The sequence below is a fragment of the Bacillus sp. RC251 genome (assembly GCF_044908765.1).
Taxonomy (GTDB): Bacteria; Bacillota; Bacilli; order Bacillales; family Bacillaceae_G; genus Bacillus_A; species Bacillus_A wiedmannii.
In genome coordinates this window covers 362,029-374,221 of sequence record NZ_JBIYDP010000001.1, presented here as the reverse complement: position 1 = coordinate 374,221, position 12,193 = coordinate 362,029, and the positions used below count along the sequence as shown (strand labels likewise).

The 12,193-nt window shown below is 36.1% G+C and carries 13 protein-coding genes and 1 riboswitch; of the genes, 4 read left to right on the top strand and 9 right to left on the bottom strand.

Features of this window, described 5'->3' with window-relative positions:
- Positions 1-139 precede the first annotated feature (139 nt).
- The 4 genes from ABH961_RS01930 to ABH961_RS01915 all read left to right on the top strand — a co-directional run bounded on the left by ABH961_RS01930 (position 140) and on the right by ABH961_RS01915 (position 3,901).
- Positions 140-325 (top strand): alpha/beta-type small acid-soluble spore protein, encoded by a 186-nt coding sequence (locus ABH961_RS01930; RefSeq protein ID WP_000241212.1) that lies wholly within the window; start codon positions 140-142, stop codon positions 323-325.
- A 114-nt stretch (positions 326-439) separates the two neighbouring features.
- Complete coding sequence (locus ABH961_RS01925; RefSeq protein ID WP_048545032.1) at positions 440-1,759, top strand: TrkH family potassium uptake protein; 1,320 nt, start codon at positions 440-442, stop codon at positions 1,757-1,759.
- Positions 1,760-1,797: 38 nt separating this feature from the next.
- Positions 1,798-1,963, top strand: a riboswitch (yybP-ykoY riboswitch).
- A gap of 90 nt (positions 1,964-2,053) precedes the next feature.
- Entirely contained in the window at positions 2,054-2,848 is a 795-nt protein-coding gene (locus ABH961_RS01920; protein ID WP_048545033.1) for a TerC family protein, read from the top strand.
- Positions 2,849-3,049: 201 nt separating this feature from the next.
- Positions 3,050-3,901, top strand: coding sequence for a formate/nitrite transporter family protein (locus ABH961_RS01915; RefSeq protein ID WP_048545034.1), 852 nt, complete (start codon positions 3,050-3,052; stop codon positions 3,899-3,901).
- 27 nt (positions 3,902-3,928) lie between these two features.
- Here the strand turns inward: ABH961_RS01915 and ABH961_RS01910 are convergent, their stop codons facing one another.
- The 9 genes from ABH961_RS01910 to ABH961_RS01870 form a co-directional block, all read right to left on the bottom strand.
- Positions 3,929-4,240, bottom strand: a complete 312-nt coding sequence (locus tag ABH961_RS01910) for a cyclic-phosphate processing receiver domain-containing protein (protein WP_098077826.1) — start codon at positions 4,238-4,240, stop codon at positions 3,929-3,931.
- Positions 4,241-4,254: 14 nt separating this feature from the next.
- Positions 4,255-4,977, bottom strand: a complete 723-nt coding sequence (locus ABH961_RS01905) for a prepilin peptidase (protein ID WP_098077823.1) — start codon at positions 4,975-4,977, stop codon at positions 4,255-4,257.
- A 112-nt stretch (positions 4,978-5,089) separates the two neighbouring features.
- The gene (locus tag ABH961_RS01900; protein ID WP_000147203.1) at positions 5,090-5,800 is read right to left on the bottom strand and encodes a LutC/YkgG family protein; all 711 of its coding nucleotides are present in this window, start codon (positions 5,798-5,800) and stop codon (positions 5,090-5,092) included.
- Positions 5,800-7,221: a LutB/LldF family L-lactate oxidation iron-sulfur protein gene (locus ABH961_RS01895; RefSeq protein ID WP_000061936.1), complete on the bottom strand. Its 1,422-nt coding sequence runs from the start codon at positions 7,219-7,221 to the stop codon at positions 5,800-5,802. Before ABH961_RS01895 ends, ABH961_RS01900 begins: the two co-directional genes overlap by 1 nt.
- A 16-nt stretch (positions 7,222-7,237) precedes the next feature.
- A complete protein-coding gene (locus ABH961_RS01890; RefSeq protein ID WP_000869144.1) occupies positions 7,238-7,957 on the bottom strand; it encodes a (Fe-S)-binding protein in 720 nt (239 codons plus the stop codon).
- A gap of 168 nt (positions 7,958-8,125) precedes the next feature.
- Entirely contained in the window at positions 8,126-8,815 is a 690-nt protein-coding gene (locus ABH961_RS01885) for a FadR/GntR family transcriptional regulator (protein WP_255256195.1), read from the bottom strand.
- Between the two features lie 227 nt (positions 8,816-9,042).
- Positions 9,043-10,443, bottom strand: coding sequence for a sensor histidine kinase (locus ABH961_RS01880; protein WP_000494801.1), 1,401 nt, complete (start codon positions 10,441-10,443; stop codon positions 9,043-9,045).
- Between the two features lie 3 nt (positions 10,444-10,446).
- Positions 10,447-11,118 (bottom strand): response regulator transcription factor, encoded by a 672-nt coding sequence (locus tag ABH961_RS01875; RefSeq protein WP_098077820.1) that lies wholly within the window; start codon positions 11,116-11,118, stop codon positions 10,447-10,449.
- Positions 11,111-12,085 carry a YncE family protein gene (locus ABH961_RS01870; protein ID WP_001234162.1) on the bottom strand — a complete coding sequence of 325 codons (975 nt, stop codon included), beginning with the start codon at positions 12,083-12,085 and terminating at the stop codon, positions 11,111-11,113. Before ABH961_RS01870 ends, ABH961_RS01875 begins: the two co-directional genes overlap by 8 nt.
- Positions 12,086-12,193: the final 108 nt, after the last annotated feature.

Sequence of the window (12,193 nt, the reverse complement as noted above, 5' to 3'; positions counted from 1 at the left end):
CTACTCTTTTTTCTATCCAATAACTTCTAATCACACCGATTACTTCCGCGTATGAGTACGTCGTTTCCACATAAAATAACGTTACCAGTTTAGATAAGTATTTAGCTGAATTGGACTACTCATAAGGATGTGTATCAACATGGTAAAAACAAACAAATTACTAGTTCCAGGTGCAGAACAAGCGCTTGAACAATTTAAATATGAAATCGCACAAGAATTCGGTGTTAGCTTAGGTTCTAATACAGCATCTCGTTCTAACGGTTCAGTTGGCGGTGAAGTAACGAAACGACTAGTCGCTTTAGCTCAACAACAATTACGTGGATAATACAATAACCTATGGCTTAGAGGCAGATATTCTCTGCCTCTTTCTATTTTTAACATACATAATCGTGCTTTTTCACATACTAGTAAGAGCAAACTGAAAGGAACGATATGTGACATGAAACGGATTAATATTAGCATGAGTCCTCCCCGTGTTCTTACTTTGTCTTTTATTATGTTATCAGTTATCGGTACATGCTTATTAAAACTACCAATTGCTACAACAACTTCTATTTCATGGATCGACGCTTTATTTACAACAGTTTCTGCTTGTACTGTTACTGGGCTTGGTGTTGTAGACACCGGAAAAGTATTTACTTTGTTTGGACAGTGTGTCATTTTAACGCTTATACAAGTAGGGGGACTTGGCATTATGAGCTTTGCCGTTTTAATTGCGATTATGCTCGGCAGAAAAATTGGTCTTCAAAACCGAATTTTACTGCAACAAGCGTTAAACCAAACGAACATTGGTGGTGTCATTCGTCTTGCCAAAGCATTATTTTTATTCTCTTTTACAGTCGAATGTATCGCTACTTTGATTCTTTCTTTTGAATGGGTACCAAAATACGGGATTGCTAAAGGGATCTATTATAGCTTTTTTCATTCGATCTCTGCTTTTAACAATGCTGGTTTTTCTGTGTGGAGCGATAATTTAATGTCCCATTCTCATAGCATTCTTGTCAATCTCGTTATTTCCTCCCTCATTATTTTAGGTGGAATTGGTTTTACAGTAATCGTAGATATAAAAAGAAAGAAAAATTTTAAAAACCTTACATTACACTCAAAACTTATGCTCTCTTCTACTCTAATCGTCAATATTATTGCGACTGTTTTTATTTTTATATTCGAGTTCCACAATTCCCTTTCTATGAGAGGATTTACCCCATTTGAAGAAGGAATGGCCGCTTATTTCCAGGCGGTTTCAACTCGTACTGCCGGGTTTAATACAGTTGATATTTCTGCATTATCAAAGCCTTCCCTACTATTAATGATGCTCCTTATGTTTATTGGCGCTGGTAGTGCTTCAACCGGCGGTGGAATTAAGTTAACAACATTTTTAATCATGTTTTTTGGGGTATTTAAATTTTTACAAGAACAAGATGATATTGTCGTTTTTAAAAAATCTATTAAAGATACTCTCATTGTCAAAGCATTGACCATCACTATTATTTCCATTTCATTTATCTTTTTTGCTATTTTAATTTTAAGTATTACTGAGCGAGTTCCTCTATTGATAAGTGCTTTCGAAGTATTTTCAGCATTTGGGACTGTCGGTCTCAGTATGAATTTCACACCACACTTAACTATGATCGGAAAAGCTATTATCATCTTTATGATGTTTTTTGGGAAAATGGGACCTTTAACATTGGCTTTTTCATTTGCACGTAAAAAGAACCGAAAAATAAAATATCCGAATGAAGATATTTTAACAGGTTGACAACCGTATACATTATCCATATAATGAGAGTACAATAGCATATCTCCAAAGGGGAGTAGCGTCCAAGAATATTTCTTGGAAACAAAGTCGTCATTACGTAGAACTTAGTTCTTCCGGCTTTGTTGGCATTTTCATTACATATGTCTAGCAAGACCTTTGCCTATTAACGGCAGAGGTCTTTTTTGTATTAATTTCCAAATTCTTCCAAAGTTAATAGGCAGGAGTATGGGGAAACTAAATAGTGGGGAAATTCTTCACTTATTTAGTACTTATAGAAATGAGAGGAGAATGTACATGGATGTATCATTATTATTGGAGTATGGTTGGGTATTACTCATCCTAATTGCACTAGAGGGGATTTTAGCGGCTGATAACGCTCTCGTTCTTGCAATTATGGTAAAACATTTACCAGAAGAAAAACGAAAGAAAGCATTATTTTACGGATTAGCGGGGGCATTTGTTTTCCGATTCGGATCGTTATTTATGATCTCGTTCTTAGTCGACGTATGGCAAGTGCAAGCAATCGGTGCCATTTACCTTATGTTTATAGCTGGTAATCACTTATTTAAAACGTATGTTAAAAAGAATACGGATGAAGAAACAGAAGAAAAAGAAGCAAAGAAAAAACAAGAGAACTTTTGGTGGACTGTATTTAAAGTTGAGGTTGCTGATATCGCCTTCGCAGTTGATTCAATTTTAGCTGCAGTTGCGTTAGCAATGACTTTACCAAAAACAGGATTAGGTACAATTGGTAGTCTTGATACTGGGCAATTCGTTGTTATCTTTGTAGGTGGACTTATCGGGTTAATCATCATGAGATTTGCAGCAACTGCTTTCGTACAAATCTTAAAACGTAAACCAGGACTTGAAACTGCAGCATTCTTAATTGTAGGTTGGGTTGGTGTGAAACTAGCAGTTTATACATTAGCACACCCTGCATTAAATGTAATTCCGCATTCATTCCCAGAATCTACACTATGGAAGCTTACATTCTGGATTATATTAGTCGGAATCGCAGTTGGCGGTTGGTTCTTCTCGAAAGAAGTAGAAGTAAAAGTAGAAAAGAATTTAGACGAAAAAGCGCTGTAATTACAGCGCTTTTTCTTTTTCCCTTCCCCTCTCAATGTCCAGAAAAAATTCTATTATACTACCATTTGTAAGCGTTTTCTTAATATATGTATGTCCTTTTTGTGAAACATTGCACAAACTTATTGAAACTAAGAACAATTCCATGTACTTTATTCATATAAGGAGTATTTATAGATGATGTACTAAAGGAGCGTATTACTCATGCTAGAGCAAGGAATAGATTATGTTGTCAAACTGGCTAAGAGCAAAAAACAAATGCTAGATACAAACCCGATGCAATATTTCATTCGTGCCGCACTTGCGGGTATTTATATCGGTTTTATTATTGTACTATGTTTTAAATTAGGTAACTTTTTTCACATTGCAGATTCACCGGCAACTTATTTAGCTGCTTCTATGTTTTTCGGAATTGCCCTCGTACTTATTATATATGGCGGTGCTGAATTGTTTACTGGAAACACAATGTACTTTACTGTAGCAACTTTAAGAAAAGAAACAACGATTTCTGATACACTTCGTAACTGGGTCGCTTGTTATGCAGGGAATTTAGCTGGCGCTTTATTCTTTGCCTTACTATTTTATGCAACTGGAATTTTCGAAGCAATTGATCACGGCCATTTCATGAATAAAGTAGTAGAAGGAAAAATGAATACACCTACAATGCAATTATTCTTTAAAGCAATTTTATGTAACTGGCTTGTATGTCTTGCGTGTTTCTTACCTTCTCAAGTTAAAGGTGATACAGCAAAAATTATGATGATGATGCTACTCGTTTTCACATTCTTCTTATCTGGTTACGAGCATAGCATTGCAAACTTATCACTGTTTGCTCTATCTTTAGTTTCACCGCATCCGGAGACAATTTCTTTTGCAGGTGCTATTCATAACTTAATTCCAGTTACAATCGGTAACATTATTGGCGGGTCCGTCTTTGTCGGCATGGTATACCATTACTTAACAAAGAAAGTACCTGACGTGAAACAAGAAGAAACTGAATTAGTAGCGGCTCAACAAGAAGAAATCATTCCGTTACAAGCACATATGAAACATTAAAAACTCCAAAGTAAAACTTTGGAGTTTTTAGCTCCCCACATATTTAACAACAAGGTGCCGATTAATTTCGCCTTCTTCCTTTCCCTTATTAATTCTCTGTTTCATCTTGTGCATACCGATGACATCATTCGTATGAAGGTGAATTTCATTTACATATAAACCCTCTTTACAAAAAGCCTCTACAAAATCTAATCCATTTCTTTTCCCCCATCCCATATTAAAATCAAGGGAAAGAATATTCACATCATAATCCCGAACCATTTGCAAGGCACATTCTACTGTAGTGGCGGGCACATACCCGTACGGACAACTTCTTTGATCATCCATATATACATTCATGTTCTATCCTCTCTCTATTTTGTATACGTGAACAACATATAACATATTGCCCCAAGGCTAATAAAAGGACCGAACGGAATTTGGCTCCTCATTTTCATACGTTTTAATACTATACCAACTCCAAAGAAACAAAGACTAAAGCAAGATGCTAAAAATAAGATCATAAAAATCCCTTTCAGTCCCACTATAAATCCAAGTAACGAAAGTAATTTTATATCTCCTCCACCAAGCCCTTCTGGATATATCTTTTGCATGCAATATAACAAAATGAATATAACGCCACTACCAACTATACTATCTGTCCAAGTCACTAACGGCACAAAAACACATTCTAAAATGAGTAAACAGGCAAACCAAGCTAAAATACGATTGGGGATTAACATATATATGTAATCTGTAACTGAAATAATAAGAAGGAGAGAAAAAAGCGATAAAATGATGATAAGCTCCCGTTCCACCCCAATCATATATACAGTAAGAAGAAACATCATTCCTGTTACAAGTTCAAATACTACGTACAAAATTGAAATTTTCCTCTTACAATTCGTACAACGTCCTCTTTGTATACAAAAAGAAATGATTGGAATCAATTCTTTTGGCTTTAGCACATACTTACAATAATGACAATGTGAACGCGGGATAATGATAGACTCACCAAGTGGTACTCTCATCGCAATTAACATAAAAAAAGAACCAAACACCATCCCCACTAACAATGCATATAAATAAGTGAACATCCCTTCCTCTCCTTTCCAGAAGAACATAGCAAAAAAAGGAGAGAAATTCTACTCCATATTATTTCTATTCTATTAAAAAAGCAGGCCATTTTCTGGCCTGCTTTCCCCTCTTTTATACGATGAAATATACTGCTTTTAATGGTCCGTGTACTCCGACAACAAGATTCATTTCAATATCTGCCGAGTTACTAGGTCCTGTAATAAAGTTAATACAAGATGCTACTGCCTCGCCATTTTCTACACGTGTGTTCATATCCTGAACTGCTTGTGTAATACGAGGCACAAGTGTTTCACGTGGAATAATAGCAAAGTATACAGTCGGTAAAAAGTGTAAAGAACGACCTTGGCCTTTATGACTTTGTACAACAATCGTACCAGATTCAGCTAAAGTATAATCACTAAATGCGATTCCAATATTCGCTCTTTCTGCGATACGCATATTCTCTTCTTTTTTCTCAGGATCCCATACATTCACTTCAACATTTTGCTTTGGAAGCTCTTCTTTAAATAAAGAAGTCAATCCATAAGAATCAAAACGTTCGTCTGCCGATAACATAATAGGTCCCCCGCCGTTTTCCACGATTACTTTTTGAATATCTTCACGTAAACGGTCGTTTGTCGTTTCCACTACAGTTGTATGAATGTTTGTACATTGATTTTTAAATACTTCTAACAATTCTTCTTTTGAATAATCTTTTAGCGTTTCTACATTCACATTACTTTTCCATGCTGGACGCTTTACGCCTTCCGTTTTCCGCTCACGTCCAAGTTCTTTTGCAATATTATCTAGAAAGGACTCACGGTTTTGAATTAATCCTGTCATTATTTGTCCCCGCCTTTCTTATGATCTTTATACCAATCACGGAATCGTTCTTTACTTGGAGCCGGGAATTCACGAATATCTGTCCAGTTTTTAAGTGGCCCAACACCTTTTGATACACGGTTGCCCGATGTAAATGGACTCATTGCTGCTGGCGCCATTTTTGATCCCATTTTATATAAAGCTGCTGAAGATGCACCCATACTAAACATTTTCATTGCTAATTTTTCTGCAAGTGGTGCACGTCCTTCTTGCTCAACAATTACTTGACGATGTTTTAATAATAAATCATGCAATGGTATTTTTACTGGACAAGCTTCTGTACACGCTCCGCATAAACTAGAGGCATATGGAAGCTCTTTGTAATCATCGTATCCACCTAAAAGTGGTGTTAATACCGCACCGATTGGTCCTGAGTATATAGAACCATACGAATGTCCACCAACGTGACGATATACAGGACATACGTTAACACAAGCAGCACAACGAATACATTGCAATACTGAACGGAATTCAGACCCAAGAATTTGAGAGCGGCCATTATCAACAACAACTAAGTGGAATTCTTCTGGTCCATCTACTTCCTCTTCTTGGATTGGTCCCGCTACAGTTACATAACTTGTTAATTTTTGCCCTACTGCACTACGACATAGTAAACCAACTAAAACATCTAATTCTTCCATTGTCGGAACCATACGTTCCATACCCATTACTGCAATTTGAGTTTTCGGAATCGACATAACAAGATCGGCATTACCTTCATTCGTTACTAAACAAAGAGAGCCAGTATTTGCAACTGCAAAGTTACAACCTGTCACACCAATTTCTGCATCCATAAATTTCTCACGAAGTTGTTTACGAACAAACTTTGTCATTTCATATGGATCATCAGAATTTTCATAGCCAAGCTTCTCTTTAAATACATCACGAATTTGCGTTCTGTTTTTATGAAGTGCGGGCGCAATAATATGTGAAGGTGGATCGTTATCTACTTGCAAGATATACTCTCCTAAGTCACTTTCTAACACTTCACAACCAATCTCTTCAAGGGCATGATTCATACTAATTTCTTCAGTTACCATTGATTTTGATTTTACAACTTTCTTCGCTTGTTTCTTTTTTGCAACGTCTTGAATATACTTTGCTGCTTCCTCTTTCGTTTTCGCAAAGTACACATGTCCGCCTCTTTTTGATACATTTTCACTTAACTGCATTAAGTAATAATCAAGATTTTCTAACGTATGTTGGCGAATTTGTTCACCTAGTTCACGCCACTCTTCCCAGTTTCCTAATTCTTCCGCTGCTTTTAAGCGATTCGTATATAAGCGCGTTTGCGCAGAAGATACTGCTCCGCGCATAAAAGAATCTTGAATTCCATCGCCAACGCGATCATTAAATTTTTTCTCACTGATTTTCATAGACATAGCTTATGTTCCCCCTTCATGAGCGACTATTTAGTACCTCAGCAATATGCATTACTTTTATTTCTTTTCCTAAACGCTCAATACGTCCGCCAATGTTTAACAAACACCCACAATCTGCACCGATTAAATAATCAGCACCTGTTTCCATTGCACTATCTACCTTCTCATCTACCATTTGCTCAGAAATTGGAGTCATCTTCACTGAAAACGTTCCCCCAAACCCACAACAATTTTGTTCGTTTGGCAGTTCTCTCACAGTTAATCCTTTTACGTTTGATAATAAAATTCCTGGTGCCTCTTTTACTCCAAGCAGGCGTGTCATATGACAAGATTTATGAATAGTAGCTATCCCTGGTAAGCTTGCACCAACATCTGTCACTTTTAAAACATCTACAATAAATTGTGTAAATTCATATGTTTTATCAGCAACCTTTTGTGCACGTTTAGCCCACTTCGGATCATCTTTAAAAACATGCGGATACTCATGAAACATTGTCGCACAAGAACCAGATGGTGTAACGATATATTCTGCATCTTCGAAAGTTTCAATCATATGTTTCATCGCTTCCTTTGCTGCTTCTACATGGCCGCTATTATAAGCAGGCTGACCACAACAAACTTGTGCTTCTGGAAATTCAATTTCACAACCTAAACGCTCCAACACTTCAACTGTTGCTTTGCCGACGTTTGTTTCAAACATATCGACTAAACAAGTAACAAATAAAGTAACTTTCATAATTATTACTCCCCCTTTTTACAACTCCACCAACAAACATATGGTCATCAGATGACTAAGGAAAGAAGAAGTAGGCTCAATCATGGCCTATCCTCTCCCTCTTATAAAGAAAACGCTCACTTAATCTTTCTCTATTTTATCAAAAAATTTGATTTTTAAAAGATTAAATTACGAATTTATATCGTTTTTACCTGTGACAATATGTTCTACATTTGTTAAATGATCTAGCATTGCTTGCTGCGCTAATTCTACATCTTGCTTTAACACTGCATCATATATAACTTGATGCTCTTCTATAAGTCGTTCTGATGTTGTTTGTTCACCATATAAAATAATGCGTCTTGATTCACCAATCGTTTCAGCAATCATCTCTGAAACGTGATTCATGAGTTCAAGCAAAATGTTGTTATGCGAAGACTCCGCAATTCCCATATGGAACTGAAAATCTGCTTTTTCGCCAGCCTTTTCATCTCCAATGCTCTTTACCATTTCATCTAACCAATGCTTCATATTTTGCAAATTATCTTCCGTACGTTTTGCCGCAGCTGCTCGAACTGCCCCCACTTCAAGCACCTTTCGTACTTCTAATAAGTTTAAAATATCTTCTTTCTTCATTAATAATTTATTGTTTAATGATTTTGTTAATGAAGAAGAATCGAAATTCTTCACATATGTACCTTCTCCTTGTTTCATCTCAATTAAGCCCATTGCTCTTAGCGCACTTAGCGCTTCACGAACAGCAGATCTACCCACTTGAAACTGCTCAGCTAATTGATGTACAGGAAGTAGTTTGTCACCAGGTTTTAACGTACCATTTTTAATCATTGTTAAAATAGCTTCAGATACTTCTTCGTAAATCTTTTTCGGTTTAATAGATTTGTACTCCAGTTAAATCACCTCAGTATCTTCCAAACAACAATTGAAACGATTTATAAGAACTTTGCATCATAACTATTTTAGAACGAATTGGTAAGAAGTACAAATGTTTTGTTCATAAAATCGTCAAATTTTTAATATTTATTTGATATTAATTTATATTTATTCCTCTATTCATTGCACTCATGAAGAAAAGCATGTCCTTCACGTTAGAACATGCTTTCTTCAACTTGTATTTTCAATTTAATACTAACCGTCGTTCCATGCCCTTTTTCACTTTCAATTCGCCACTGTCCATCATGTATATGAACAATTTGTCTGACAATGGCAAGGCCTAAACCTGTTCCACCATGTTGACGACTTCTCGCTTTATCAACGCGGTAAAAACGTTCACCAAGATTTTCTAAATGCTCTGTTTCAATACCGATTCCTGTATCTTTTATGTTTAATTCACAGTAATCATCTATCTGCCTGAGTGTTATCACAATATCCCCATTTTGATTTGTATACCGTATCGCATTATCTAACACGTTATGAAGCACTTGTTGCATACGATCCTCATCAATCATTACAATGATTTCTGGATTTAAATTTGTTGAAATACGAATTTTCTTTTCTATAAACTTAATCTCATACGTATCTAACACATCTTCAATCAGTTGTGAAAAAACGATAGGTTGTTTCTTTAACGGAAAATGTTCACCTTCTAATTGTGCTAAATCTAATAAATCATGAACGAGACGCTGCATACGACCCGCTTCTTTATGAATGAGCTGTGTTACTTTTTCCTGCTGTGGTCCCTTCGCTACACCATCTAAAATAGCTTCACTATATCCTTTTATATAACTAAGTGGTGTTCTTAGTTCATGCGAAACGTTAGCTAAAAATTCCTTACGCTTTACGTCTTCTGTCTCTAAAGAATTTGCCATTTTATTAAATGCTTTTCCTAATCGTCCAATTTCATCTTCGGAAGAAATTGTAATCCGTTCTGAGAAATCTCCCGTAGCCAAATGATTGGCAACTCGTTCCATTTGCGAAAGCGGTCTCGTAATAGCAATAATAATCTTTCTACCAATCCATATTGTCAGTAAAGTCATAGCAAGTGCTAATGGCGCTAAAATAAGGCCCATATCATATATTAAGTCTTTTATACTTTTTAAAGGAATATAAGAATATACAATGCCAACTAACTTTTTATTTTCTAAAACAGGGATGACAACCCCCATAATATTTCGGTCAAAATGTTCCTCATACCCTATTTTTGTCACAGTTTTTCCATCTAATAATGCTTGCCTGTCCCCTTCACTTATAAGAGAATGATGATGCACATCAAAAGGTAAACACGCGCTTAAATCACGCGGATTAGATACGAAAAGAACATCTGAACTAGATATTTGATCAAATGCTCTTACTTTCTCTTCAAAAGTTGCTATTCCTTCACGCTTATCATATTGCGCAGCAAGACGTTTCCCTTCCATTACTAATGAATCTTTTAAATTATCAACGTATAGTTTTTCATACGAGTATAAAGATACAAAATAAAGAAAGGAAACTGTTACACATACTGCACATACTACTGTAAGCCAAAGCTTCTGTACCATCGTAAACATACGTTACACCTCAAATTTATAGCCTACACCCCAAACCGTTTGAATGTAGTTTCCACTTTCTCCAAGCTTCAAACGCATCGTTTTCACGTGCGTATCCACTGTTCTTGTACTTCCGGCATAATCATATCCCCATACCTTTTCCAGCAATTGTTCCCGGCTAAATACTTGTCCCGTATGTTGGCAAAGAAAATAGAGTAAATCAAACTCTTTTACTGTAAGAGAAATCGACTCACCATCAGCCTCAATCTTCCTACTTTTTTCATTAATAAGTATCGGTCCAAACTGAATCTCTTCTTGTTGCTCTTGCTTTGTATAACGTCTTAGCACAGCTTCCATACGAGCAATTAGTTCTCCAGGACTAAAAGGCTTTACAATATAATCATCTGCTCCCATACGCAAGCCATTCACCCTATTCCACTCTTCACCTTTTGCTGTTAAAAATATAATTGGTACATCCGACGTTTTTCTAATTTCTTTACAAACTGAAAGTCCATCCATCTCTGGCATCATAATATCTAATACAACGAAATCATAATGATCAGTCTCTAATTTTTTTAGAGCCTCTTTTCCATTTTCAGCTTCTCCCCACTCGTATCCGAAATTATCTAAGTACATTCCAACAAGCTGCCTCATATCACTTTCATCATCTACAACTAGCACCCTATATTTATTCATTGTCCTTCCCTTCCCTCTCTATGAGTTGAAACGGCCCTTTTCCGACTTTAATTGTTTGTTTTATTTTCAAGCTCTTCATATCCATGACACACACTTCATCACTATCATAGCTTGCTACGTATCCTTCTGCTCCGCTCTTCAAAAATGCAAATGGATTCGATCCTACTTCTACAGAAGCCACCTCTTTATACGTGCTAACATCAAACTTTCTAAGCGTATTCGAACCGTGACTTAATGCATATACATTCTTATTATCCTTCGTTATATTCACAGGCATAAACGGAGCATGTAAAGAACGTACCATTTCTCCGCTCTGCAATGAATACACTAATACTTTTTCATTGACTTGATTTCCATCACCATGTCCGCCAATCCATATTTCTTTCCCATCCGGGCTAATTGTCGCTCCCGTTGATGCTGGGGGAATCATAAAGGATTGTATCACTTCTTTTTTCTTTGTATCAATGGTCGTTAGCTTCGTATCATAAAAGTTTAATACAGATAACTGGTTATCGTGCTCTACCATCGTAATTGGTCCTTTTCCTGTTGATACACTCCCTGTCTCTTTCCCTTTTATCGTAAAGAACCTTACCTTTTGGGCAGTTTGATCGGCAGCAAATAATTGTTTTTTATCCTCGGATACAATCACATTTACAATGCCTTTTCCCGTTTTATATTTGTCCACTTGCCTTCCTTCTGCTAGTGAATATACATACATGTACTCTAACTGCTTGCCATATACAAGTATGTCCTCACCGTTTGGAAGTAGTGCAACTCCTGCCATTGGCTCATTAAGTTCCCATGTCGTAATTAACTTTTTAGTTTTTTCATCAACAAAACTAATACTACCTTCTTTTATATTCGTTGTTATAATAACACTTTTATCTTTAGCAATCGGTGTATATGAACTTCCTTGACACCCTACTAATAGAAATAAAAAACAGAGAAGAAAAACATACTTTCTCAAAAGATTCCCTCCATCTTCGGATGATTTCGTTATAATTGTAAAATAACAAATAAATGTGTGGAAAGTGTGAAATTTTCCTTTCTTACTTTATTTACATATATAATGTAC